The sequence below is a fragment of the Sphingomonas sp. Tas61C01 genome (assembly GCF_052567495.1).
In genome coordinates this window covers 2,925,250-2,950,766 of record NZ_CP199583.1, presented here as the reverse complement: position 1 = coordinate 2,950,766, position 25,517 = coordinate 2,925,250, and the positions used below count along the sequence as shown (strand labels likewise).

The 25,517-nt window shown below is 68.3% G+C and carries 24 protein-coding genes; 13 read left to right on the top strand and 11 right to left on the bottom strand.

The genetic code is table 11. The features are described 5' to 3' along the window. Positions 1-11: 11 nt before the first annotated feature. On the bottom strand, positions 12-791 hold the full coding sequence (locus ACT009_RS13860) for a Crp/Fnr family transcriptional regulator (RefSeq protein ID WP_445191646.1): 780 nt from the start codon (positions 789-791) through the stop codon (positions 12-14). Positions 792-1,028: 237 nt separating this feature from the next. Between ACT009_RS13860 and ACT009_RS13855 the strand changes: the two genes are divergently transcribed. From ACT009_RS13855 to ACT009_RS13845, 3 genes are read left to right on the top strand one after another with little or no spacing between them, the layout of a single operon-like run. Beyond that, a complete protein-coding gene (locus tag ACT009_RS13855; protein ID WP_445191645.1) occupies positions 1,029-2,516 on the top strand; it encodes a DUF4153 domain-containing protein in 1,488 nt (495 codons plus the stop codon). A gap of 32 nt (positions 2,517-2,548) precedes the next feature. Continuing rightward, a complete protein-coding gene (locus tag ACT009_RS13850) occupies positions 2,549-3,250 on the top strand; it encodes a response regulator transcription factor (RefSeq protein ID WP_445191644.1) in 702 nt (233 codons plus the stop codon). Then, the gene (locus ACT009_RS13845; RefSeq protein WP_445191643.1) at positions 3,247-4,806 is read left to right on the top strand and encodes an ATP-binding protein; all 1,560 of its coding nucleotides are present in this window, start codon (positions 3,247-3,249) and stop codon (positions 4,804-4,806) included. The genes ACT009_RS13850 and ACT009_RS13845 overlap by 4 nt, the downstream gene beginning before the upstream one ends. Here the strand turns inward: ACT009_RS13845 and ACT009_RS13840 are convergent. The 3 genes from ACT009_RS13840 to ACT009_RS13830 are packed head-to-tail and all read right to left on the bottom strand — an operon-like array spanning position 4,787 to position 6,379. After that, on the bottom strand, positions 4,787-5,263 hold the full coding sequence (locus ACT009_RS13840; RefSeq protein WP_445191642.1) for a hypothetical protein: 477 nt from the start codon (positions 5,261-5,263) through the stop codon (positions 4,787-4,789). The genes ACT009_RS13845 and ACT009_RS13840 overlap by 20 nt on opposite strands. After that, positions 5,260-5,520, bottom strand: coding sequence for a hypothetical protein (locus ACT009_RS13835; protein ID WP_445191641.1), 261 nt, complete (start codon positions 5,518-5,520; stop codon positions 5,260-5,262). Before ACT009_RS13835 ends, ACT009_RS13840 begins: the two co-directional genes overlap by 4 nt. 10 nt (positions 5,521-5,530) lie before the next feature. Beyond that, positions 5,531-6,379, bottom strand: a complete 849-nt coding sequence (locus tag ACT009_RS13830) for a TorF family putative porin (protein ID WP_445191640.1) — start codon at positions 6,377-6,379, stop codon at positions 5,531-5,533. A 543-nt stretch (positions 6,380-6,922) separates the two neighbouring features. On the opposite strand from ACT009_RS13830, the gene ACT009_RS13825 reads away from it, so the two are divergent. The 6 genes from ACT009_RS13825 (at position 6,923) to ACT009_RS13800 (ending at position 13,222) form a co-directional block, all read left to right on the top strand. Continuing rightward, positions 6,923-8,065 (top strand): helix-turn-helix transcriptional regulator, encoded by a 1,143-nt coding sequence (locus tag ACT009_RS13825; RefSeq protein ID WP_445191639.1) that lies wholly within the window; start codon positions 6,923-6,925, stop codon positions 8,063-8,065. A gap of 177 nt (positions 8,066-8,242) precedes the next feature. After that, positions 8,243-9,958: a beta strand repeat-containing protein gene (locus ACT009_RS13820; RefSeq protein ID WP_445191638.1), complete on the top strand. Its 1,716-nt coding sequence runs from the start codon at positions 8,243-8,245 to the stop codon at positions 9,956-9,958. A gap of 66 nt (positions 9,959-10,024) precedes the next feature. Further along, entirely contained in the window at positions 10,025-10,456 is a 432-nt protein-coding gene (locus ACT009_RS13815) for a hypothetical protein (protein WP_445191637.1), read from the top strand. Then, positions 10,453-11,151 carry a C39 family peptidase gene (locus tag ACT009_RS13810; RefSeq protein ID WP_445191636.1) on the top strand — a complete coding sequence of 233 codons (699 nt, stop codon included), beginning with the start codon at positions 10,453-10,455 and terminating at the stop codon, positions 11,149-11,151. Before ACT009_RS13815 ends, ACT009_RS13810 begins: the two co-directional genes overlap by 4 nt. Beyond that, positions 11,148-11,849, top strand: coding sequence for a hypothetical protein (locus ACT009_RS13805; protein WP_445191635.1), 702 nt, complete (start codon positions 11,148-11,150; stop codon positions 11,847-11,849). The genes ACT009_RS13810 and ACT009_RS13805 overlap by 4 nt, the downstream gene beginning before the upstream one ends. An 11-nt stretch (positions 11,850-11,860) precedes the next feature. Next, positions 11,861-13,222, top strand: coding sequence for a transporter (locus ACT009_RS13800; RefSeq protein WP_445191634.1), 1,362 nt, complete (start codon positions 11,861-11,863; stop codon positions 13,220-13,222). Between the two features lie 58 nt (positions 13,223-13,280). Here ACT009_RS13800 and ACT009_RS13795 read toward each other — a convergent pair whose 3' ends face one another. Together ACT009_RS13795 and ACT009_RS13790 are read right to left on the bottom strand one after the other, a co-directional pair. After that, positions 13,281-14,210 (bottom strand): PEPxxWA-CTERM sorting domain-containing protein, encoded by a 930-nt coding sequence (locus ACT009_RS13795; protein ID WP_445191633.1) that lies wholly within the window; start codon positions 14,208-14,210, stop codon positions 13,281-13,283. Between the two features lie 203 nt (positions 14,211-14,413). Next, positions 14,414-15,025, bottom strand: coding sequence for a carbonic anhydrase (locus ACT009_RS13790; RefSeq protein WP_445191632.1), 612 nt, complete (start codon positions 15,023-15,025; stop codon positions 14,414-14,416). Between the two features lie 201 nt (positions 15,026-15,226). Here ACT009_RS13790 and ACT009_RS13785 point away from each other — a divergent pair, with 201 nt between their 5' ends. Then, the gene (locus tag ACT009_RS13785; RefSeq protein ID WP_445191631.1) at positions 15,227-16,174 is read left to right on the top strand and encodes an alpha/beta hydrolase; all 948 of its coding nucleotides are present in this window, start codon (positions 15,227-15,229) and stop codon (positions 16,172-16,174) included. A gap of 14 nt (positions 16,175-16,188) precedes the next feature. Further along, a complete protein-coding gene (locus ACT009_RS13780) occupies positions 16,189-18,123 on the top strand; it encodes a sialate O-acetylesterase (protein WP_445191630.1) in 1,935 nt (644 codons plus the stop codon). Positions 18,124-18,126: 3 nt separating this feature from the next. Here the strand turns inward: ACT009_RS13780 and ACT009_RS13775 are convergent, their stop codons facing one another. Further along, positions 18,127-18,819 (bottom strand): NnrU family protein, encoded by a 693-nt coding sequence (locus ACT009_RS13775; protein ID WP_445191629.1) that lies wholly within the window; start codon positions 18,817-18,819, stop codon positions 18,127-18,129. A gap of 115 nt (positions 18,820-18,934) precedes the next feature. Here ACT009_RS13775 and ACT009_RS13770 point away from each other — a divergent pair, with 115 nt between their 5' ends. After that, positions 18,935-19,126: a hypothetical protein gene (locus tag ACT009_RS13770; protein ID WP_445191628.1), complete on the top strand. Its 192-nt coding sequence runs from the start codon at positions 18,935-18,937 to the stop codon at positions 19,124-19,126. Positions 19,127-19,145: 19 nt separating this feature from the next. Here ACT009_RS13770 and ACT009_RS13765 read toward each other — a convergent pair whose 3' ends face one another. The 4 genes from ACT009_RS13765 to ACT009_RS13750 all read right to left on the bottom strand — a co-directional run bounded on the left by ACT009_RS13765 (position 19,146) and on the right by ACT009_RS13750 (position 24,077). Next, positions 19,146-21,479: a xanthine dehydrogenase family protein molybdopterin-binding subunit gene (locus ACT009_RS13765; protein WP_445191627.1), complete on the bottom strand. Its 2,334-nt coding sequence runs from the start codon at positions 21,477-21,479 to the stop codon at positions 19,146-19,148. Further along, positions 21,476-22,462: an FAD binding domain-containing protein gene (locus tag ACT009_RS13760; RefSeq protein WP_445191626.1), complete on the bottom strand. Its 987-nt coding sequence runs from the start codon at positions 22,460-22,462 to the stop codon at positions 21,476-21,478. Before ACT009_RS13760 ends, ACT009_RS13765 begins: the two co-directional genes overlap by 4 nt. Beyond that, a complete protein-coding gene (locus tag ACT009_RS13755) occupies positions 22,459-22,965 on the bottom strand; it encodes a 2Fe-2S iron-sulfur cluster-binding protein (RefSeq protein ID WP_445191625.1) in 507 nt (168 codons plus the stop codon). Before ACT009_RS13755 ends, ACT009_RS13760 begins: the two co-directional genes overlap by 4 nt. Before the next feature lie 116 nt (positions 22,966-23,081). Beyond that, a complete protein-coding gene (locus ACT009_RS13750; RefSeq protein ID WP_445191624.1) occupies positions 23,082-24,077 on the bottom strand; it encodes a glycoside hydrolase family 43 protein in 996 nt (331 codons plus the stop codon). Between the two features lie 200 nt (positions 24,078-24,277). On the opposite strand from ACT009_RS13750, the gene ACT009_RS13745 reads away from it, so the two are divergent. Further along, complete coding sequence (locus ACT009_RS13745) at positions 24,278-25,492, top strand: Yip1 family protein (protein ID WP_445191623.1); 1,215 nt, start codon at positions 24,278-24,280, stop codon at positions 25,490-25,492. Positions 25,493-25,517: the final 25 nt, after the last annotated feature.

The following is a 25,517-nucleotide window of genomic DNA, read 5'->3' as shown; positions in this document are numbered from 1 at the left end:
GTTTGCGATCGTTACATATGTTCGCTGACCCGCGGACCGGAGTGATCTATGTCACCCTTGCCCCCGACCGGCGGCAGCCAGTCGATAGCGACGTGGCCGTGGCGGTCGCGGAAATCGACGAGCGCTGACAGCGCTTCGAAATCGGTGATCCGGATCACTCGCCCGTCGCGCTCGATCAGCCCGGTCTCGGTCAGGGCCTTCAGCCCGCGATTGACGTGGGTCTTGGTCAGCCCCACCGCATCGCCGAGATCCTGCTGGGTCAGCGGCAGTTCGAACATGCCGTCGTCCAGCCCGTCGGCGATCCGCAGCCGCGACCGGACATCGAGCAACAGCGTCGCGATCCGCGTCATCCCGTCGGTGCGCCCGATCGAGGTCAGCCGGTCGGCCATCGCGACATTCTCCGACGCGCTCACCGCATAGAGCAATGCCCCCAGACGCGGATGATCGCGGAACAGCCGGCCGAGCGCGTCGCGCGGCATCTCGAACAAGGTGCACGCACTGACCGCGGTCAACGTCGCCGCGCTGCTGCCCCAGGCGATCGAAAAGGTCGTGGTGATGTCGCCGACGAAATAGAAGCGCAGGATCTGCCGCCCGCCATTCTTCAGCTGTACCGATCCGTGCAGCCAGCCCGAGGCGACGATGAAGATCAGGTCGAGCGGCTCGCCCTCGCGTACCACCACCTCCCCCGCCGCATATTGCCGCTCGCGCCGCTCGAGCCAGCGCAGCGCATCGCGTTCGGCGAAGGTGAGCGCCAGATATTGGGACAGACGATGTTCGAGCGGACTTGTCACTAGCGATGCTCACCTTCTCACCTGGCCCACAAGCGGCGCCTCTCCGGCCCCCGCTACGAAGCGATATGCTTGCGTATCGCAGGTGCTGGTTATCTTTCAAATGGTTCGCGGTATTTTCGCCCGACGAGGGGCGCCTGCACGCGATCTGCACATCAGCGCCATGCGCTGTCCACCGGACCGGCATCATCGCCTGATCCGCCGCGGCTAGAGCCGTCGCATCTCGAGGAGGATGCGTAGATGCGACACGGATTCCTGATCAAATGCGCGGTGCTGTTGGTGCTGGTGATCGGCTTCGACCGGCTGTTCCAGGATGCCTTTTCGGGCACCATGATCGGCGTGTTCGCCGCGGCATGGCTGATCGCGCTGCTGATCGCCCGCATCGACCTGCGCCGCGATCGCCGTGCATGGATCGCGGTCGGCGCGGCTTCCGTGTTCGCGGTGGCGCTGATCGACGACCCCGGCCTGCTCGCCTGGGCACTGTTCTGGTGCGCGCTCTCGATGGCCGCGTTGCTGCCGAAGGCCGCCGCCTTCGACGATGCCTGGCGCTGGGCGGCGCGGCTCGCGATTCACGCCTTCAGCACGGCGACGCGGTTGATCGGCGACCTGCAGCGCTTGGCGCGACGCAGCCGCGGGCGGCGGACCAACCCGCTCGCGCTCGCCGCGATGCTGGCGCTGCCGGTGATTGGCTGTGCGGCATTCCTGATCCTGTTCGCCGCCGCCAACCCGCTGATCGCGCAAACGCTCGCGGCGATCCGCTTTCCCGCCCCGGCCCGGGTTATTCAATGGACGTTCGTGGCGCTCTGCCTGTGGCCGAGCCTGAGACCGGACGCGATGGTCATGCGCCTCGCCGCGCGGCTCCCCGATGCCGAACCCGCGCTGCCCGGCACCTCGCTGCCCTCGGTGCTGATCGCGCTGGTTCTCTTCAACATCATCTTCGCGGTCCAGAACGGGCTCGACATCGCCTTCCTGTGGAGCGGCGGCGCACTGCCTGCGGGGATGACGCAGACCGAATATGTCCACCGCGGCGCCTATCCGCTGATCGTCACCGCGCTGATCGCAGGGGTGATGGCGCTGGCGATGCTGCGCCCCGGAAGCCCCAGCGAACGCCATCCGCTCGCGCGCCGTCTGGTTACCTTGTGGGTCGCGCAGAACCTGGTGCTGGTCGCCTCCAGCGCGCTGCGCACGATCGACTATATCGATTCGTCGATGCTCACCGCCTGGCGGATCGCGGCGCTCGCCTGGATGGCGCTGGTGGCGCTCGGCCTGATCCTGATCTGCTGGCGCATCCTGGCGGGCCGCAGCGCACGGTGGCTGATCAACTGGAATGCGCTGGCGGCGGCGGTGGTCCTCGCGATCTGCACCTTCGTTGATCTCGGCGCGGTCGCCGCCGCCTGGAACGTCCGGGGGCAGACTCCGAAGGCGATCGACCTCTGCTACCTGCGCGAGGTCGGCGACGGGGCGCTGCTCCCGCTGATCGCCCTCGAACGCAGGCCGATGGACGCGGTCACGCGCGACCGGGTGCGCTTTGTCCGGGCGCAGCTGTTCGCCGATCTGCGCGCCGATCAGACTGGGTGGAGCCGGTGGACCCCGCGCGGCGCCCGCCGGCTCGCTGCGGCGACGCGCCTGCTTGGCCCCCGTCCGCCCCAACCCGCTGCGATCCCAAAAGAGGGCTATCGCGATTGCGACGGCACTTTCCGCTCGCGCGGCGAAACGGTGCAACCTTGACCGCGTGGGCCGGAGCGATGATTCCCTGTCCCATGCCCCGCACGATCCTGGTAGCCGACGACGATCCGCATATCCGCCAGCTGCTAGTGTTCGCGCTGGCGAAGGCGGGGCTGGACGCGATCGAGGCAGCGGACGGGGAGCAGGCGGTGGCGATGGTGGCGGATCATTCGCCCGATCTCGTCGTCCTGGACATCAACATGCCGCGGATGGACGGGATTGAGGTGTGCCGCCGGCTGCGCGGGACCGGCGACGTGCCGATCCTGTTCCTGTCGAGCCGCGACGACGAACTCGATCGCGTGCTCGGGATCGAGCTCGGCGCCGACGACTATGTCACTAAGCCCTTCTCCCCGCGCGAGGTGGTCGCCCGCGTCATGGCGATCCTGCGACGCACCGCCGGACGCCCGCCTGCGGCCGCGGCGATGGCGGCACCGCTGCGCCATGGCCGGCTGGTGCTCGATCCCGATGGGTGGCAGGCGAGCTGGGACGGCCGGCCGGTGGCGCTGACGGTGGCGGAGTTCGGGATCATGCGCACGCTCGCGACGATGCCGTCAAAGGTGTTCAGCCGCGAAGCAATTATCGATCGCCTCCACGGCCCCGGCTTCGCAATCACCGATCGCACCGTCGACAGCCATGTCCGCAATCTGCGCGGCAAGTTCGCGCTGGTCGGCGCCGGCGACGTCATCGAGACGCGGGCGGGGATCGGTTACCGCCTCGGCGCCTGCGGCAGCGGATGACCGAATCGTTCAAGCGGGTCGTCCGGCGGCATTGGCCCGACCTGCGGCTGCGCACGATCCTGCTGCTGACCTTCGTCTTCGTCGCCGCGTTGCCGGGCGTCGGCGCGCTGTTCCTCCGGGTCTATGAGAACACCCTGGTCCGCCAGACCGAGGCGGAGCTGATCGCCCAAGGCGCTGCCCTCGCCGCCGCCGCCGCTGCGGAATGGCCCGCCGCGAGGGCGGCACCGGCCGCGACCGAGTATGCGCCGGAACCGCCGACGATCGACCTGCGACTGGCCCGCATCCTGCCCGATCGCCCGCCACCGTCGCCCGCCGCAACCCTGCCCGACAAGGCCGCCACCGCCTGGGCCCAAAGGCTCCGCCCGGTGCTGCGGTCGACCACGCGAACGACACTCGCCTCGATACTCCTGCTCGATTCGCGCGGCACGATCCTGGTCGGCGATGGGGTCGGCCGAAGCGAGCGCGGCCTGCCCGAACTCCGCGCCGCCCTTGCCGGGCGCCCCGCGACGACGCTGCGGCGCAACGACGCGTACCGCCCCGAATATGCGTTCGAATGGCTCAGCCGCGCCTCGAACCTGCGCATCCACCACGCCCGCCCGATCGTCGCCGGCGGACGCCTCGTTGGGGTCCTGCTGCTCTCGCGATCGCCGCGGGCGCTGTTCGTCGGGATCTACGCGGATCGCGGCAAGATCGCGCTCGGCGCAATCTTGATCTTCGCGACGCTGGTAGTGCTGAGCGGGCTGTTGTCGCGTGGCATCGTCCGCCCGGTCGAGGCACTGGGCGAAGCGACGCGCGCCGTCGCCGCGGGCGGCGGCACCATCCCCGCACCGCCGCCGACCGCCGCGGTCGAGATCCAGGCGCTCTACCGCGATTTCGCGACGATGGCGGAGGCGATCGACCGCCGCTCGCGCTACCTGCGCGACTTCGCGCACGCGGTAAGCCACGAATTCAAGACGCCGCTCGCGGGTATTGGCGGCGCGGTCGAGCTGCTCCAGGATCACGCGGACATGGCGCCGTCGGACCGCGACCGCTTCCTCGCCAACGTCGCCGCCGACACCGCCCGGCTCAACCTGCTGGTCAGCCGGCTGCTCGATCTGGCGCGCGCCGACATGGCGGAGCCCGTGGAGGGCGCCGGCAGCGATCTCGGCAGCACGCTGCACCGCATCGCCGATGCCTACCGCCGCGACTATTTCGCGATCCTGCTCGACTTGCCTGCGCCACCGATCGCGGCGCGCATTCCCGCCACCGTCGTCGAAGCGTGTATCGAGGGTCTGGTCGACAATAGCCGCCAGGCCGGCGCCTCCACGATCCACATCGCGGTCGTCCAACACGATCGATCGATCGCGCTGACGCTCCGCGACGATGGCCCCGGCATCCCGCCCGGGGACCGCGAGCGCATCTTCGAGCCGTTCTTCACCAGCCGGCGCATCACCGGCGGCACTGGGCTCGGCCTGCCGATCGCCCGCTCGCTGCTACGCGCGCATCGTGGTACGATCGACCTCGATCCTGCGCCCGATACCGGCGCTGCGTTCCGGATCACTCTCCCCGCGGCGTAGCGAGGTCGGCGTTTCGCCGCCCCGATCGACTGCGTACCGCATGCCCGCTCCGCTCCGCCCGAAGCATCACCGCCACGCGCCGCCCGTGCAGCATCAGCACCAGCCCAGCGAACGCTGCGGCGAACGGGAAGATCACCCAGCCCGGCGCGGCGGGATCGAGCGACGCCACCACGCAGGCGCCGGCGAACAGCAGCGCCCCCGCTACCCGCCAGCCATTATCGCGCCTCGTCACGACGGTTCGCCGATCACCAGCGCGCCAGCCGCAGCGAGCCGGCCCAGCGCCGGCGGGCAGGTGCTGTCCGCGCTCGTGCCGTGCCACAGGACGATGTCCGGCGGCAGGGTCCCGCTCCGCGTCGAGTGCGGCGGCCATGTCGGTCATCGCGAAGCCGAGGCCGACGCCACGATCGCGGGCCCGCTCGGCGGCGGCGCACGCCTGCCCGATCAGCGCCGGGGTCAATCGCCGCGAGGGCGCCAGCGTGCGCTGACCTCGATCTGGTCGAACAGATGCTTGCCGAAGATCGCCAGCGCACACGCCGCGCTCGCACTCAGGAAGCCGAGCGCGGCGAGCGCATAGGCCCCCGCCCCCACTGCTCGCGCCGGGGCGGGAAGCGCCAGTAGCCGCCCAAACGCGGCGTGTGCGACGCATCCCAGTACCACCCCCACCACGCGCAGCGCGACGTCGGCCCGCCACGATCGAAGCCACGCTGCGCGCATTGCCCGTGCCTCAGAACGCCGCGGTCAGCGCCAGGACGATGGTGCCGCCAGCGATGTTGCCGTTGCCGTCCTGCCCCTTGCTGAAGCTCGGGCGGAGATACGCCGAGTCGCGGTCGAAGATATCGGTGTCGACGTAGGACAGGTTGAAGGTGAGGCTGTGCCACGTCGCGTCCGCGCCTAGCGACCAATCCCAATAGGCGCCGGTCGGCGCGACCGCGGTGGCGTTGGGGCCGAGCCCATCCTGTCCCAAGCTATGCCCGACATGTGCCTTGGCGGTGATCGGCGTGCCCGCAATTGCATAGGCGCCGTCGCCCCAGAGGTAGAGGTTGTCGTCCTTCGCGCCCGTATCGGTGTAGACCCCCGCCGCGGCATCGGCGCCGGTCGCATACCATTTGCCGATCGCCTGCTGCTTCGGCGCATACGCCGCGCCTGCGGTCAGCGTCGCCGGGCCGGCGGTGCCGGTCAGCTTCACATAGGGTTCGGCGATGTCGGTCTTGTCGGCGCCGCCGGGGTACATGTACCAGGTCAGCCCCGCATCGATCGTCGAATTGGCGCCGAGCTTCGCCTTATAACCGCCGATCAGGTCGAGCTCCAGGTTGGCGCCGCCGAAGGTGCCCCAGCCTGCGAGGTTCGATGCCCAGGTGCCGACGTAGAAGCCGCTGTCGTGCGCGATCGTGATCCCGCCTTGGACTGCCATCTGCTGGTCCGATTGCGACACACCGCGGAAGCGATAGTCCGACACGAGCCCCGCCGAGCCGCTGACGGTGATCGCCGGGGCCGATGCAGGTGCCGTTTGCGCGGGGGCGCCTGCGGGCAATGCGAAGAAGGCCAAGCCGATGGCCGCGAAAATTTGCTTCATTGATGCCCCATGTGCAGGTGGGCCGCGCCACGATGGCGTGGTCGTCAGGGCAACGCGATTAGGCGTGGGCTGCGTATCAATTCGAGAGTGATTCCGCAGAAACACATATAGTCCGCATGGCATCGGGCAGGTTTGTTGCTATTTTGTGTCTTGGCGAAATTCGGCTGTCCGCAGCGGCAGATGCGGCGAAAACTAACCATAGTCATGACGAGAAATTTCTGCGCCGGCATTGCAGCCATTGCGCAGCATAGTGAACGAGCGCTATGAAACGCTTGCTTACCACGTCGAGTCGATCGGCGCGGTGGCCAATAACGGGCGGCGAGACACAAGGTGGCAAACACCGTCCCGCCAGTTCGTAGAATGCTCCAGGGCCGCGTCTGAAACTGCGTCGACTTCGTCGGCGCTCGAAGTTGTGAGCCAGGAGAGGGTGATGAACCACACGCACAGCGCGACGAGGATCGCCGACCACGAGGTCGTCGGATCCGCCTTGCAGGGCCCGCGCACCGATCGCGGTCCGGGCAGTAGCGGCGGTCGACGTTGAAAATGGCGACCCAACTCCGCTCGATCGCGTCACGCGCCAATCCACTCGCCCCGCGCGGCTTCATGCCGCAGGATCAGGGGCCGGCGTTGATCAGGTCACATGACCTTGACGACGAGAGCGTCGAACCGCTCGCCCATTTCGCGCGCGAGATGAATCGCGAGCTGCAGGGGGATGGCCTTCTCGTTACCTGGTACGACGGCACCACCGATCCACTGGTGCTGTTCGCCGAGGGCGATTGTGCGCCGCAATCCGCCGAAGAGCGCGACATGGCCGAGATGTCGCTCGCGGTCGCGCGCCAGCCATCGGGCAGCGCGCGATCGCAGTGGCGGCTGCGCGGCGAAGTGGCGGAAAGCGCGCTGCTCACCACCAGCATCCCCGCCGAAGGCGGCATCGTCACGATCACGACGCTGTTCAAGCGGATCGGGCAGGCCGCACGGGTCCGCGCCAGCGACACCGCGGCGCGGCTGCTGCCGCTGGTCCAGCCCTTCTTCAAGATGTGGTCGCTGCGGCTGCGCACGCTCGGCCGGGTGAAGGCGCTGACCTCCGCGCTCGACAACAGCGATGTCGGGATCCTGCTGGTCGATTCGCACGGCCAGTTGACCTTCGCCAACAACGTCGCGCAATCGATGCTGGCGCAGGACGACGGCCTGCGCCGTAAGGGCAACGCGCTGTACGGCGCGCGGCTCGCGGACACGCTCAGGCTACAGGCGGCGCTCGAACATGCGATCTCGCCGCATCCCGGCCAGATCGGCAAGCCGGTGGCGCCGGTCGTTCCGCTCCACCGTGCGCAAGGCCGGCCGCTGCTCGCCGCGATCGTCGCGGCCGACGGCCAGCCCGACGTTGCCGGATCGAGTGCGGCGGTGATCTACGTGGTCGATCCTGATCAGGATCTGCGCCCCGTCGTCGAGCCCGCGTGCAAATATTACGGCCTGTCGCCGGTCGAGACCCGGCTCGCCTGCATGCTGGCGAATGGCAGCAGCCTGGCCGAGTCGGCCAAGGCGATGCACGTCACAGAACAGACCGCGCGCTCCTACCTCAAGCAGATCTTCATCAAGACCGAGACCAATCGTCAGGCCGAACTGGTCCGACTGATGCTCACCAGCTCGGTGCGCACCGCACCACAGAGCCGCGCCAGCTTCGTCTGACCGCTCACCCCCTATTTGGGGGGCGCGAAAGACCGCATCCAAGGGGCGGTGATCCTGAACGGAAGGTTAATAACAACATCGCGCTGATCCCGGCGCCGCCACGGTTCATCGCGCCGGCCAGACGGTCTGCCCGTCAGGATCGGTGCGAGAAACAGATAAGACGAGGATGTACGAGCGATGAAACTGCACTTCTTCCAAACCTGCTCGGTCGCTGCCTTGCTGGCAGCAGCCCCGGCGATCGCCCAGGTCACCACCAGCCCCGGCAGCAACAACGGCGGCGACGCCACGCTGACCGACAGCGCCAACGCCTCGTCGACCACGACGACGAACCAGAGCACGGCCGACAGCAACAACTCGGCGACCGACAGCTCGTACAGCGACAACACGTCGTATGCAGACAGCCAGAATGGCGGCAACACCGCGACCAACACCAACACGACAACCAACACCGATCAGTCGACCAACGACAGCCTGAACGGTGGCAACACGTCGCTCGCCGACAGCCAGAACGGCGGCAACACCGCGACCAACACCAACACCAGCAACACGACGAACACCGATGCGTCGACCAACGACAGCATGAACGGTGGCAATACGTCGCTCGCCGACAGCCAGAACGGTGGCAACACCGCGACCAACACCAACACGACCACCAACACCGATCAGTCGACCAACGACAGCATGAACGGTGGCAACACGTCGTATGCGGACAGCCAGAACGGTGGCAACACCAACAGCTCGGGCAGCAACAACGGCGGCAACACCGCCGACAGCCAGAACACCGCCACCAACACCACGACGAACACCAATGCGTCGACCAACGACAGCTATAACGGCGGCAACACGTCGGACAGCCAGAACACGGCGACGAATACCAGCACGTCGACCAACACCAACGCGTCGACCAACGACAGCTACAATGGTGGCAACACGTCCTATGCCGACAGCCAGAATGGCGGCAACACCGACAATTCGGTCGACACGTCGTCGACCGGTGGCAAGTCGGCCGCCAGCAACGGCGGCACCGCGGTAGGCGACATCAGCGTCTCGATCGCCGACAGCGGCAACACCGACAGCTCGAACAGCGGCAACACCGATACGTCGAGCAGCGGCAACACCTCGCTCGCCGATAGCCAGAACACCACGACCAACACGTCGACGACGAACACCACCAACACGTCGAACACCGACAGCCACGACGTCGTCAGCACCACCGAGGGCGGTCGCGTCGCGGCCAATAACGGCGCCAACGTCACCGATTCGAGCAACAACTCGACCAACAGCACCGCCAACACCACGACGAACACCACCAACCTGTCGGTGGCGGACAGCGGCAACGGCGGCAACGACAGCAGCAGCGCATCGAGCGGTCAGGTCGCAGCCAACAACGGCGGCACCGCATCGGACAACCGCAACAGCTCGACCAATGGCAGCTTCAACGACAGCTCCAACCGGTCGTCCAACGTTGCGGACAATTCGAACCGGTCGACCAATGACAGCAACAACACCCGGAACAGCAACAACACCGACAATTCGGTGAAGAACAGCAACAACACCGATAATTCGGTCCGGGTTGCCGACAGCTACAACGACAACTCGCAGCGCTCGGTCGTCGACAATTCGACCGGCACCGGCACCGCACGCACCAACAGCGTGTTCGGTGACAATGCGGTGGTCGCCAGCTCGACGCTCTCGAGCTACGTGACCGGCGTCAACGTGACGTTCCACGGGTCGGACGGGAACAACAACTCGACCGACAACAGCCTGTCGAACAGCGGCAATGCCTTCGCGAACTTCGCGGGCATGCAGGCGCTCAACCAGAACACCGGCGTCGGCGCGTCGCAGAACGCCAGCGTCAGTGTCGCGGCGAACACCGGCGACATCGCCTTCTAAAACACTGGACGGTCGGCAGCGTGGCACCCCCACGCTGCCGATCCTCGTTTTTCCCGAAGGTGTCTCATGGCCCGTCACACAACCCGCCTCGTCGCGCTGCTATGCTGCATGATCGCGGTACTCTATCCCGTGGTGCCGACCGCCCAGACCGCCGCCGCGGCCCAGGTCGCGATCGCCGCCGCTCCCGCTACCGCAGCGGATCCCGTTCCAGCCGCCGATCCCGCCCTGGCGCCGCCGTTCGGCGCGGCAGCGATCGATGACGGCGCGCTCGGCGCGATCGCCGGTCGCGAGGACATCAACCAGATCTCGCTCGCCAATTCGACCGCCGGTGTGTCCCGGACCAGCGTCGGCGACAACGTCACCACCGGCGACGCCCGCATTTCCGACAACGCGTTCCAGAACCTGTCGGGACTCTCGATCCTCAACGTCAACACCGGCAACAACGTCGCGATCAACGCGACGATGAACGTCAACATCGCGATCCAACCCGGCCAGTGAAGCTCGCCCGGCTGTCCGTCCTGCTGCTCCTGTCGGGCTGCGCCGCGCAGACCGCGGGGCCGACGCGCTTCGTCGCGGGGGGCGGGCCGGTCGGCGCCTACGAGCTTTCGGTCCGCAGCGTCGTCGACCGCCGTTTTACCGGGGTGATCCGCCAGCGGTACGATTTCAGCTGCGGCTCCGCCGCGCTGGCGACGCTGCTGCGCTATCATTATGATTTCGACGTCGCCGAAGACACCGCGTTTCGCGGCATGTGGGCGCATGGCGACCGCGACCAGATCCGCCGGCTCGGCTTTTCGCTGCTCGACATGAAGCGCTGGCTCGGCAGCCGCGGCATCGACGCCAACGGTTACAAGGTTTCGCTCGATCGAATCGCGCAGACCGGCGTGCCCGGCATCGCGCTGATCGCGATCAAGAACTACCGGCATTTCGTCGTCGTGAAGGGGATCAACCGGACCGAGGTGCTGCTCGGCGATCCGTCGAGCGGCGTGACGGTGATGCCGATCGCAAAGTTCCGGGCGGCGTGGAACGGCATCTATTTCGTGCTCGGCGACGATCAGACGCTGGCGAAATCGCGCTTCAACGAAGGGCGGCAATGGTCCGCTTATTCGCGCGCCCCGGTCGGTGCGCGCTTCTCCGATCCCGTCAGCCAGCAGGCGCTGCTGCTGACCGCGCCAGCCTATGGAGACATTTCATGAGCCCGATCTGGCTGCTGCTCGCCGCGCAGGCCCTGAGCCCGCAGGCGGCAACGCCGCTCGGCGCCGTGCCGGTGTCGGACCCTGTCCTGTCCGAACAGCGCGGCGGGTTCCGCCTGCCGAGCGGCATCGACGTCGCGATCACCGTGCAGACCCAGACCGTACTCGACGGCGCGATCGTGCTGCGCACCGTGTTCCGCGCCGATCAGGGACCGCCGACGCTGACCATCTTGGCGCCGACCCCGGGCCAGACCGTCGCTGCGACCCGCAGCACCGCGCCCGCGACCGGCGGCCAGTCGAGCATGCCGACCGTCACCTATGATCGCGCCAACGGCATCCAGCTGACCCCCGGCATCGCCGCGCCCCAGATCGCGGTGACCACCGGCAGCAACCAGTCGCTTGCCGCCGCCGACGGCCTGACGCCGGTCGCCGCCGGCGCGGTCACCGACAGCGGCACGGTGTCGGCCGCGGGCGACGTCGGACTGCGCACCGTCACGCTGCAAGGCCCCGACCTGACGATCACCCATCTTGCCGGCACCGCATTCGGCGCCGCGATCCTCAACACCGGCAACGATCGAGCGATCGACACGCAGACGTCGGTGGCGATCGACCTGCGCAATGCGGGCCCCGACGTGCTCGGCTCATCGATGTTTAAGATCCAGGATCTAGCGATCGGCACGGCGGCACTTCGCGCGCAATGAAGGGTACGGGGATGAAGCGTTGGTTGGTTGCCGGAACCGCGATGGTCACCGTGCTCGCGGTGACCCCCGCCGATGCGCAACGCACCCGCCGACCGGCCCTGCAAGGCCAGCTCGACCGCGCGATGACCCTGATCGAGGCGCAGCAGCAGCGGCTCGATGCCCAGGCCGTTGAGATCGAGGCGCTCCGCAAGCGGCTCGACGCCAACGAGGCCGCCGCCAGCGGCCCGTTGCCCGTGATCGCGCCGCAGGGCACGCCGCCACGCCCCGCGATTGCCGCGGCGCAGGGCGCGGCGCCGGGCAACGGCGATCCGGGCGCGGTCCTCCAGCCGCCGGTGCAGACCGCCGCCTCACCCGCCACCCAGCCGCTCGAACGCGTCGGCGCGGCGCCCGAGAGCGAGGATCGTCCGATCCAGCTCGCGGTGCTCGAGAACCAGGCCAGCGTCGTCACCCGCAAGGGCGCGCTCACCGCCGAGTTCCAGGCCGACTATGCCCGCGCCGATCGCAGCCGCGCGGTGTTCCGCGGGATCGAGCTGGTCGAGGCGGTCCTGGTCGGCGTTTTCGACATCAACGAGAGCCGCCAGGACGTGATCACCACCTCCGCGGCGCTGCGCTACGGCGCCACCCGCCGCCTGGAGCTCGGCGTGCGGGTGCCGTTCGTGCACCGCTCCGATTCGTCGATCGTCGCGCCGATCGCCGGGAGCACCAACAACGACGCCGCAGCGACGATCGATTCGTCGGTGAAGGGCACTGGCATCGGCGATATCGAGCTCACCGCGCGCTACCAGCTGGTCGACGGCGGCAACGGCTCGCCCTTCGTGATCGCCAACCTCCAGGGCGTGATCCCCACCGGCTCCGATCCCTTCTCGATCCCGCGCAACGATCTCGGCAGCCTCACCCGGGCTGCGACCGGTGCCGGCTTCTGGGGCATCTCGCCCAGCTTCACCGCGATCTTGCCGACCGACCCCGTCGTCCTGTTCGGTACGCTCGGCTACACCTTCAACCTCGGCAAGTCGGTCGACACCCGCTTCCCCTCGGTGATCATCAACTATGTCGATCCGGGCGACGCGATCTCGGCCAGCGCCGGCGTCGGCATCTCGTTCAACGATCGCACCACGATCAACCTCGGCTACGCGCACAGCTGGGCGTTCGGCACCAAGACCCGGACGATGCTGCCGATGCCCACCAGCGACTGGCCGGGCATGCGCGAGACGGTCTCGCGCGATCTCCAGATCGGCCGGTTCCTGTTCGGCGTCACCTACCGCGTCACCGACCGCGCCAGCCTCAACTGGTCGGTCGAGGTCGGCGCGACCGAAGACGCCACCGACCTTCGCACCGTCCTGCGCATCCCCGTCGTACTGCTGACAGGGGGCTGACGGAGGGGGAGGTAAGCGCCAACCCGCGTAGGTCGGGCACCACCTCCCCGCAAGCTGATCAGCCCGAGAACGCCACCCGCGTCGTCACCTTGCGGCGACGCATCGACGCACCGACCGCGCCCATGCCGAGCAGCATCATCGCCCAGGTCGACGGCTCCGGCACCGCGCTCTGGACAGTCTCGAAGTTGATCGCATCGGTGCCGAGCCGCGTCGTGACCTTCGCGTTGTCGACGAAGCCCGTGAAACCCGAGCCGAAGCCGCTGCCTGCCCCGAAGCTAAGCCCCACGACCTTCGCATCGCTGGAAAAATACTGCGCCCAGTCGGACAGCTTCAGGTTGATCTGGTTGCCGCTGTTGCCCAGCACACCAGCCCCGTTGCCGTTCGCGTCGATGATGTTGAAGTTGTCGGTGTTTGCCTGGCTGTTGGCCTTGAACGTGCTCAGGACGGAACCGTTCGGCGCGCGGAGGTTGGCATACCAGACCGAATCCGCGCCGGCGTTCAGCCACGTGTCGAGCGGCGACTGCACGCCCGCGGCTCCACCGTTATAGACGTACTCCCAGATCAGCTCTGCACGCTCGCCACCCTTGTCGGCCACGATGACGCGCGCCACCGGGGCAGCGTGCAGCTGCGATCCCGTGGTCTGGTCGTTGTTCCAGTCGAACGTGAACGAGCTGAGCGAACTCAGGCTGAAGCCGGCGGAACCGGTGTTACCGAACAGCGCCCCGATGACGTAGCGACTGCGGTCGCCGTGAATCTCGAGCGAACCGGTATCGCCCGCGGTCGGGTATGGGCGCGTGGCAGTGACTGCGGTCGAACCGCCGCCGGTGTTCTCGCTGCCGCCGCCGTTGGCGGTGAAGGTGACGCCGCCGACGCTCACCGACTGGGATGTGCTGGTGACGGTCTGGTTGGTGGCGGCTTGCGCGGCAGGCGCGATCGCGAGGACGAGGGCGGCCGAAGCAGTCTGTACGAGCAACTTGGAAATGTTCACGGTCTTCTCCCTGCCGGGTGATATTCCGCGCAAAGCGGAGCCACCCGATCGATTCTAATTGGCGCCCGCGAGAACTCGCGGACAGCACCTAATCGCATCGATGAACGAGCTGTTCATCAAAGGAATCGAGCATGAATATCGACAGCAAACGATTGATTGACTTTAAATGGGACAGTCCGGATGCTCGTGGCTGACACTCGACACTACAGCCAGTGCACCCGCCCGGTGCTGAGCTTGTACACCGCGCCGACCACCTTCAGCGTTCCCGCCTGTTGCGGCTCCAGCAGCATCGGTTCGGAATAGGTCTGTAGCCGTTCGACCATGCGGCGGACGTTTTCCTCTACCGCGCGCGAGACAAGGTCCTCGTCGCCGAGGTCGCGATTGGCGGCGATCACCGCGGGGATGATCGGTTCGATCATGCGGCCGATGCTGCCCGGGAAACGCACGTCGTTGGTCACGACCTCGACCGCCGCGGCGACCGCGCCGCATTTCTCGTGGCCCAGCACCACGATCAGCGGCACCTTCAGCGCCATGACGGAGTATTCGATCGATCCCATGCCCGCGGTATCGACGTTGTTGCCCGCGGTGCGGACGATGAACAACTCGCCCAGCCCGGCGCCGAACAGCTGCTCGGGCCCGACGCGCGAATCCGAACAGCCGACCAGCGTCGCGAACGGCTGCTGGCCGTGCGCCAGTTCCAGTCGACGCTCACGCGACATGTCTGGGCTGACCGGACGATCCTCGACGAACGCCGCATTGCCGTCGATCAACCGCTGCAGGGCCTCGTCGGGGGTCGGTTGCGCGGTCGTCGGCATCGGGTAGCTCCTTCATGCTGTGGTGGCGGCAAGCATCTAGGGAGCCGATCCTAAAGCCGTATAGCTCGCGCGTGACGAAGTTTTGCTGCGCTCGCGCATCATTCTGCTCGCCCTTGGCCGACTTCGTTATCCCGATTGTGCGGTGGTAGCGCTACCTCTAACGTGCACTCCAACGATAAAGAACGAGAGGAGCTTCAAGGCATGAAGAACACCCCCCGCCTGGGTTCATGGCCGCGCGCCTGCCTGACCGTCGCGCTGGCCGCCGTCGCCGTTATCGCCACGCCGGCACACGCGCAGGACGACAAGATGACTCCGATCGCCACCCCCGCCCAACCCGGTGCGATCGACCTCGGCACCGGCAAGCTGCCTGGTGCGACTGCGCCGGAGGCGTGGCATCGTCAGTACAACAGCACCTTCACCCGCAACGTTACCGTCGCCACGCTCACACCCTTCCTCCCCGATCCGGCGAAGGCGAACGGCACCGCGGTGATCGTCGCGCCCGGCGGCGGCTTCCGCACGCTGTCGATGGAAAACGAGGGCTGGGACGTGGCGCGCGCGCTCGCTGCACGCGGCGTCGCCGCGTTCGTCCTGAAATATCGGCTCAACCCGACGCCCGCCGATATGCCGGGCTTCGAAGCGTCGATGGCGCAGATGTTCGGTCCCGGCGCACGGCCCCCGCGCCCCAAGCCGGAGGCGATGATGGCGGGCCTGCAGCCGCAGATCACCGATGCCCGCGCCGCCTTCGCGCTGGTCCGCAAGCGCGCTGCCGAATGGCATGTCGATCCGGCACGGGTCGGCATGGTCGGCTTCTCGGCGGGTGCCATGCTGACGCTGGCGACTGCAATCGCGGGGCAGGACGCCAAGCCCGCCTTCATCGGCAACATCTACGGCCCGCTCGCGACGATGACCGTGCCGGCCGACGCGCCGCCGATGTTCGTGGCGCTCGCCGCCGACGATCCGTTCTTCGGCAACGACGGCTTCGGCCTGATCGACAGCTGGCGCGCGGCCAAGCGCCCGGTCGAGTTCCACCTGTTCGAACAGGGCGGCCACGGGTTCGGCATGTACCAGAAGCCGACGACGAGCACCGGATGGTTCGACGAGTTCGCGCGTTGGATGACGATGCACGGCCTGATCAAGCCGGCACAATAAGGGACCTGTCCGTCATGCGCATCAATCCACTGCTCGCCGTGCTAATGATCGGCAGCGCCTCCACCGCCTGGGCGGCGCCGCGCCTCGACGGCGTGGTCTCGGATCATGCGGTGATCCAGCGCGGCCAGCCGATCGAGCTGGCCGGCGACGCCGCGGCTGGAGAGACGGTGATGATCACGCTGGCGGGCGCGGCGGTCACCACCAGGGCCGACCGCAACGGGCGGTTCGCGGCGCAGCTTCCGGCGCTGCCCGCGGGCGGCCCGTACGACCTCACGGTCGCGGCGCCGTCGGGCGGCGCGGTGGTGCGCGATGTCCTGATCGGCGACGTCTATCTCTGCTCGGGGCAGAGCAACATGGAACTGGTCGTCTCCGACGCGCAGGATCTCATCCCCGACGCTCATCCGCCGGCGGACGACCAGCTCCGCTTGCTCACCGTCACGAAGCAATCCGCCGCCGCGCCGCTCGTGCAGTTCGCGACGCAGCCGCGCTGGGCCGCGTCGAGCCCGGCGACTGTGCCCGGCTTCTCGGCAGCGTGCTTCTACATGGTGCAATCGCTGCGCCGCACCGAAAAGGTGCCGGTCGGCGCGATCCACTCCAGCTGGGGCGGCTCACGGATCAGCGCCTGGCTGAGCGACGCGGCGCTGCACCGCGCGGATATGGGCGCGGAGGCGGACCTGCTCGCGCTCTATGCCCGCGATCCCGCCGCCGCGACGCGCCGGGCGATGACGATCTGGGAGGGGTGGTGGCGCGCCGGATCGGGCGACGCCGCCGGCCGCGAGCCGTGGCAGCCCGCCGCTGCGCTCGATTGGCAGCCGGTGCCCGCGATGACGAATTTCGAGACCTGGGGCATCCCCGCGCTCGCCGACTATAACGGCATGATCTGGTATCGCCGCGAGATCGAGGTGACACCCGCCCAGGCCCGCGGCGCCGCTACGATCGCGCTAGGCGCGGTCGACGATGCCGATCGCACCTGGGTGAACGGCCAGGGTGTCGGTGGCAGCAGCCTTGCCTCGCAACCCCGCGTCTATGCCTTGCCGGAGGGGCTGCTCAAACCGGGCCGCAACGTCGTCACCGTCAACGTCGACGACGTCTACGCGTTCGGCGGGATGACCGGGCCGGCCGAAGCGATGCGCATCACCTTTGCCGACGGCACCAGCCTGCCGCTTGGCACCGACTGGCGCTATGCGGTCGCCGCGAGGCTGCCCGGCTCCGCCCCGCGGGTGCCGTGGGACGACATCAACGGCGCCGGCACGCTCTACAATGCGATGATCGCGCCGCTCGGCCGCACCCATGTCGCCGGCATCGCCTGGTATCAGGGTGAATCCGACACCGGCATCCCCGGCTATGACAAACGCCTCGCCGCGCTCGCCGCCGACTGGCGCCAGCGGCTCGGCAGCCCGCAGGCGGGGTTCGGGGTGGTCCAGCTCGCCGGCTATGGCGAGCCTCGCGCCGCGCCCACCGAGAGCGGTTGGGCCGACGTCCGTGACGCGCAGCGCCGGGTGACCGCGGCAGATCCGCATGCGGGGCTCGCGGTGACGCTCGACATCGGCGATGCGCTCGACATCCACCCGGGCGAGAAACACGCCGTCGGCGAACGGCTTGCACTGGCGATGCGCGCGGCGGTGTATGCAAAGCCGGTCGCCCCCGCCGGCCCGGCCATCGCTTCGGCACAGCGGAGTGCCGACGGTGGCGTGACGCTGGCGTTCACCGGGGTCGTCGGCGCGCTGCATGCGCGCGGTGCGGCGCAGGCGATCGGGTTCGAGCTCTGCGGCGTCGGCGCGGGCACCTGCCGCTACGCCGCCGGCCGGGTCGACGGCACGCGCATTACGATCGCCGGCGACGGCAAGCCTGCGACCCGCGTCCGCTACGCCTGGGCCGACGCGCCCGCGATCAACCTTACCGACGACGCGAAGCTACCGGTCGGCACCTTCGAGATCGCGGTGCACTGACGGTCAGCCGATCCAGCGCCAGATCCCGGCCGGCCATCCGGCGAGCGGGATGTGTGCCCAGGTCGCCGCCAGCCACACCACCAGCCCGCCCGCGATCGCGTGCATGCCGAAGCCGCCGACGCGCGCCTTGCCCGCCAGGATCGCGGCGAACGGCATATAGCTGGTCCGCGCCTGCCACGACGGCCATCCTGCGGGGTCGAGTGCCGCCTTCTTGCGGTCCTGCAACGCCGCGCCGACGAGCGCGAGCACGATGATCGCGGCCGCCAGGATGATGTTCTTGCCGATCGGATAGACCAGGATGTGCGCCGCGCCCCAGATCGCGAAGGCCCACATCATCGGGTGCCGGGTCACCGCGAACACGCCGCGCGCCTCCGCGGTCGCGGCGCTGGTCGGCGCCCCCGCGAGCGCCGGATTGCGCACCAGCGATCCCAGCAGCAGCACCGACGCGATCAGCATCAGCAGCGTCGCCACCGCCCAGATCCCGTCGCCGACCGTCCATAAGGGTTCGGTGATCGACGCGGCGCGATAGGCCCACACCGTCGCGCCCAGCGTGGCGAATGCGACCAGCGAATATAGACCGAGAAAACCCTTCTCCCCCACCGCGCCGACCAGCGGACGCCGCAGCGGATGCGACAGCAGGAAGTGCGATCCGACGAAGCTCGCGGCGGTCGCCAGCACGGCAATCTCTCCGGTCATCGGCATCGATCCCCTTGGTTCACGCCCGCACTATCCGCCTTCGCCGCCCGCTTGTCACCAGCGCCGATGCGACCGACGACGCACCCGCGCGTTGTCGACGGCGAAGGGAATGACCATGACCGATCCGACCGCCCCCGAGACCCCGATCGACAGCCTCACCGACCTGCCGATTCAGCCGACCGGCTCCGGCGTCGCCGATCTCGAGATCGCCTATGAGCAGATGAAGCTCGCCGAGGATGCCGTCGATCCGGCGCTCCAGCCGACCACCGCGCAGGACGTCGCCGAGAGCGAGGCGCACCCGAGCTGACGCCCCGGCGCGCCGCCGGTCACAGCAGCTTGTCGAGCGTGATCGGAAGGTCGCGCACGCGCTTGCCGGTGGCGTTGTAGATCGCATTGGCAACCGCCGCCGCGACCCCGGTGATGCCGATTTCGCCGATCCCGTGTGCGCCCATCGGCGTGTGCGGATCGGCGATGTCGGTCCAGATCACGTCGATCTCGGGTACGTCGAGGTGCACCGGCAGGTGATACTCGGCTAGGCTCGGGTTCATGATCCGGCCGTTGCGATCGTCGACCTGGGTCTCCTCCATCAACGCCATGCCCAGCCCCATGATGATGCCGCCACGGAACTGGCTGCGCGCGGTCTTAGGGTTGAGGATGCGCCCGCAGTCGAACGACCCGAGGATGCGGCTGACCCGCGTCTCCCCGGTCACCGCATTGACGCGAACCTCGCAGAAGATTGCGCTGTGCGAATGCATCGACCAGTGCATCAGCTCGAGCGGCGGCGACGCTTCCTCTGCGGCGATGATCTCGTCGCGCTGCGCGCGGGAGAGGATCGACACGAAGCTCTCGCGTGCGGCGGGATCGGCGAGCTTCACCAGCGCGCCGTCCTCGCTGCCGACCTCGTCGGCGGACAGCCCCGCGAGCGGTGAATCGTTGCCCGCGAGCTTCAGCAGCTCGCCGACCAGCGCATTGTGCGCCGCGATCACCGCCGCGCCGATCGCCGCGGTCTGCTGCGATCCGCCCGCCATGATCGCACCGGGGATGATCGAATCGCCGTAGCGGACCTCGACCTTGTCCATCGGCAGCCCGAGCCGCTCCGCCGCGACCATCGCCGTGGTGGTCGACGTGCCCATCCCCATCTCGTGCGCGGCGACCTCGACGATCGCGGTGCCGGCGCGGGTCAGCGTGATCCGCGCCGCCGCGCCCGGCATCCGGTAATAGGGATAGGTGCCGGTCGCGCAGCCCATCCCGACCAGCCACTCGCCTTCGCGCCGGGTGCCGGGGGTCGCCGCCCGCTCGCTCCATCCGAACGCCTCCGCGCCGGCGCGATACGCCTCGCCGATGTGTCGCGACGAGAAGGGCAGGCCCGACAGCGGGTCCTGCTCGGGCTCGTTGCGCATTCGCAGTTCGACCGGGTCGATGCCCATCTCGACCGCGAGTTCGTCGATCGCGGATTCGAGCCCGAACGTGCCCACCGCCTCACCCGGCGCGCGCATGAAGGTGTTGGCGAGCATGTTCATCGTCACGGTCTCGACCGACAGCTTGAAGCTGTCCGCCGCATACCCCGCGCGGGTGCCCAGGATGAACGGCTCGGGCATGTTGTTGTGCGGGGTCATCGCCGCAATGCCGGTATGCAGGATCGCGGTGAACCGCCCGTCGGACTCGGCGCCGATCGCGACGCGCTGTTCGGTCAGCGTGCGCCCGCCGACGATTCGGTAGACGCCCTCGCGCGACAGGTTGATGCGGACCGGACGGTCGATCATCCGCGCGCCGGCCGCGGCGATGATCTGGTGGTCCCACAGTCCCTTGCAGCCGAAACCGCCGCCGACATAGGGCGAGGTGATCCGCACCTGCTCCGGCTTTAGGTCGAACACCCCCGCGATCGTCGCCGCGGTCGCGGTGACCATCTGGCTCATGTCGTGGATCACCAGATCGCCATCGACCCAGGCGAGCGTCGCGCCGTGCGGCTCGATCGGATTGTGGTTGTGCCGGGGCGTGCGGTAACGCTGGTCGACCCGGTGCGCCGCCGCCGCCAGCTCGGCCTCGGCGTCGCCGACCTCGTTGAGCAGCGGCTGCCCCATGAACACGCCGGGCTGCGTTCCCGCCGCGACCGCCTTCGCCAGCGAGGTGGTCGACGGCTCGACGTCGTAGCCGATGTCGATCAGCGACGCGGCATGATCCGCCTGCTCCTGGGTCTCCGCCAGCACCAGCGCGATCGGCTGGCCGTTCCAGTGGATCCGATCGTCCTGCAGGATCGGCAGGTCGTTCTGCCCGACCGCGGTCGGCGACGTGCCGAACGGCGCGGGCGGGTTCATCCGCGGTGCGTTCAGGTGCGTCATGACCAGCGCCACGCCCGGCGCCGCCTCCGCCGCGGCGGTGTCGATGCTGGCGATCCGCCCGCGCGCGATCGTCGCGTAGCGGAGCGCGGCATAGGCCATGTCCGCCATCCGCACCTCGGCCGCGAACCGCGCAGCACCCTTCACCTTCAGCGCGCCGTCGAGCCGCGAGACCGGGGAGCCGATCGTGCCATGCTTGCGCGCGATCAGCGGGTCGGGAACGCCGCCCGGGATCCAGCGGTCGGGGGCCAGCGGCACCAGCTTGCTCATCGCGCCCTGGACCAGTCCCTGCGCAGCTTCCTTGGCGGTATCGACGATGCTCATGCGGCAACTCCGGCGAGGTCGCCGAGCACGGCGACGAGGGTGCGGGTCGCGAGTTCCGCCTTGAACGCATTGTCGCGAAGGGGTCTGGCGTCGGCGAACTCGGCCGCCGCGGCGCTGCGGAACGCCGCCTCGGTCGCGGGGCCGCCGCGCAACGCGGCTTCGGCGCGGGCGGCGCGCCACGGCTTGTGCGCGACTCCGCCGATCGCGAGCCGCACGTCGGTCACGACGCCGCCCTCGACCTCCAACGCCGCTGCGACCGAGATCAGCGCGAACGCGTAGCTCGCCCGGTCGCGGACCTTGCGATAGGTCGACGTCGCTGCGAACGGCAGCGGCGGCAGCTCGATCGCGGTGATCAGCTCGCCGGGCGCCAGCACGGTGTCGATCTCGGGATGATCGCCGGGGAGCCGGTGGAAATCGCCGAACGCCACCGCCCGCTTGCCGTTGCCACCCTCGACATGCACCGTCGCATCGAGCGCGGCGAGCGCCACGCACATGTCCGACGGATGCGTCGCGACGCACGCCGGCGACGCGCCGAGGATCGCGTGGATGCGGTTCACCCCGTCGATCGCATCGCACCCCGTGCCCGGCGTACGCTTGTTGCAGCGCGATCCTTCGGTGTCGTAGAAATAGGTGCATCGCGTGCGCTGGAGCAGGTTGCCGCCCACCGTCGCCATGTTGCGGATCTGCGCCGATGCGCCGGCGACGATCGCGCGCGACAGCATCGGGTAGCGCGTGCGCACCGCGCGGTGCTCGGCCAGCGCGGTGTTGCGCACCGCAGCTCCGATCAGCAGCCCGCCGCCGTCGGTCTCCTCGATCCCGTCGGACAGCCCGGTCACGTCGACCAGCGTGTCGGGATTGGCGACCGTCTCGCGCATCAGGTCGACCAGGTTGGTGCCGCCGCCGAGATAGGCCGCCGCGCTGCCGGCGCCGAGCCGCAGCGCCTCCGCGGTGTCGGCCGCGCGTGCGTAGGTGAAGGGATTCATGCCGCGAGCTCTTGGCCGAGGCCGTCGCGGATCGCGTCGATGATGCCGTTATGCGCCCCGCAGCGACAGAGATTGCCGCTCATCCGCTCCTGCAGTTCCTCGCGCGTCATGGTCGCGTCGGCGGTCAGGTCAGCGGTGACGTTGCTCGGCACCCCGCGCCGCGCCTCGCTGGCCATCCCGATCGCGGAACAGATCTGGCCGGGCGTGCAATAGCCGCACTGGAACCCGTCATGTTCGATGAAGGCGGCCTGTAGCGGGTGCAACCCGTCCTCGCCGCCGATCCCCTCGATCGTGGTGATCGCGCGGCCGTCATACTGCACCGCCAACGCCAGGCAGGAGAGGATTCGCTCGCCATCGGCCAGCACGGTGCATGCCCCGCACGCGCCTTGGTTGCAGCCCTTCTTGGTGCCCGGCAGCGCCAGTTCCTCGCGCAGGTAATCGAGCAGCGAGACGCGGGGGTCCGCAGGCGGTGCCACCGCCGTGCCATTGATGACGAGTGACATGCGATCCCCTTGGTTGCCGATGCGCGCGACGGCCTCGCCGCGACGCGTCGCGTGAGCCGTTCGCTTGCGTATAGCGCGTTGTCGCGCGGACCCGAAACGCCGATTGCGTCGGTGCCTCAGGGCGCGGTCACGCCCGCGTCGGTCTGGATCACCGGCCGCATCGTGCCGTCCGCATTGTAGCGCAGCCGCTCTACCGTCACCGCCCGCCGTCCGATCGATCCGTTGAGGTCGCCGATCGTCAGCGTCGCGTTGTGGAGGAACAGATACCAGTTCTTCTTGTACTCGACGATGCCGGGGTGGATCGTGAAGCTGTACTTTCCCGACCCGGTCAGTTCGCCGCGATAGGTCCACGGCCCCTTGATCGACGGTGCGGTTGAATAGGACACCCGCTCGTTGCGGTGCTTGGCGCGGTCGAGCGACGCATAGGTCAGATAGTAGAGCGCGCCGCGCTTGTGCAGCCACGGCCCCTCTTCGAAGTGCGGCGGCGTGATCTCGGTGATCGGCCCGTCGATCTCGATCATGTTGGGCTTCAGACGCGCGATGTAGCATTGCCGGTTGCCCCACGCGATCCAGGTGGTGCCGTCGCCGTCGGTGAACACCGTCGGATCGATATCCTCCCAGCTGTGCGTCCCCTTGGGCGTCATCTCGTTGGTGATCAGCGCCGATCCCTTGGCGTCGACGAACGGGCCGGTCGGGCTGTCCGCGACCGCGACCGCGATCGCCTTGCCCGGATGGGTGCTGTCATGCTCGACCGCGGCGTAGAACCAATAACGCCCGTTCTTGCGGATCGCCTGCGACGCCCAGGCGTCCTGCTTGGCCCATTTGAAGTCGGTGACCTTCATGATCGGGCCGTGATCGGTCCAATGCTTCATGTCAGTGGTCGAATAGACCAGCCATTCGCGCATGTTGAACATCTCGTCGCGCTGCGCTTCATCGTGCCCGACATAGAGGTACAGCCGATCGCCGATCACCAGCGGCGCCGGGTCTGCGGTGAACTTGTCGCGGATGATCGGGTTCGATCCGGGCAACGCCGGCCGATCCTTGGCGGGTGCGGCCGCACCAATCGATAGCGCTACCATCACCACCGCCAGCACTGACCCGATCTTTGCCATAAACCCTCTCCCATCCTCCCGTGGATCGGGATGACTGCCCGACACTAGGGTGCGCTGACGCACGATGTCGAGACCGGGCATCGACCACCAGGCGGCAGGATTTTACGCCGCTGCCGACACTTATCCGGTGTGGCTGGCCTAGCGGATCGAAAGCAGGCAACCTTTCCCACGACGACGACATCAATGGGGAGACAATGACGATGGCGAGCCAATTTCCGCACGACCCGACGCCGCCGCCGCGCCCGGACCTGGCGCCGCGCAGCAGCGGGATGCTCGATCGCGCCAAGCGGCTGATCGTCACGCCCAAGGCCGAATGGCCGGTGATCGATGCCGAGCCGATGACGGTACGCCAGATCTTCACCGGCTGGGTGATGCCGCTCGCCGCGATCGGCCCGGTCGCCAGCCTGATCGGGGGGCTGGTGTTCGGCTATGGCGCGTTCGGGATCGTTTATCGTCCTTCCGTCGGCGGCGCGCTCACCACCGCGGTGGTTTCCTACGCGATGGCGCTGATCGGCACCTATGTGCTGGCGCTGATCATCGACGCGCTCGCGCCCACCTTCGGCGGCACCAAGAACCCCGTGTCGGCGATGAAGGTCGCGGCGTTCTCGGCCACCGCGGGATGGCTTTCGGGCATCTTCGGGATCGTCCCGACGCTCGCCTTCCTGTCCATCCTCGGGCTCTACAGCCTCTACCTGCTCTACACCGGCCTGCCGCTACTGATGAAGGCACCGGCCGAAAAGGCGGTCGGCTACATCGTCGCGACCATCGTCGCCGCAATCATCGTCTTCGTCGTGATCGGCGCGATCACCGGCGCTATCGGCGCGCGGATGATGACCCCGGCACTGGTCGGCACCACCAGCGGGACCGTCAACATTCCCGGCGGCGGATCGGTCGACATGGCCAAGCTCGACGCTGCGACCAAGCAGATGAACGCCGCCGCGGCGCAGGTGCAGGACCAGACCGACCATCCCAAGCCTGCGACCCCGCCCGCCACGTTGCAGGCGATGCTCCCCGCCTCGATCGGTGGCTGGTCGCGCACCGAGGTGGAAAGCACCAGCGGCGGCGCCAGCGGGATCGGCGGCAGCAACGCGTCGGGCACCTATACAATGGGCGAGGACCGCATCACCGTGTCGATCAGCGACATCGGCGCGATGGGTGCGATCGCCGCGCTGGGATCCGCGTTCAACGTCCAGTCGAACAAGCAGACCGCCACCGGATACGAACGCACCGCGACCGTCGACAACCGGATCGTCAGCGAACGCTGGGATTCGAACGATCACCAGGGCAGCTATTCCGCGGTGGTCGGCAGCCGCTTCACCGTCAACGCGGAGGGCAGCGCGCGAGACCCGGCACAGTTCAAGAACGCGATCGACGCGATCGACCTCGCCAAGCTCGAGGCGATGGCGAAGAGCTGAGCGCCGCATCGCTCGCGCAACCTAG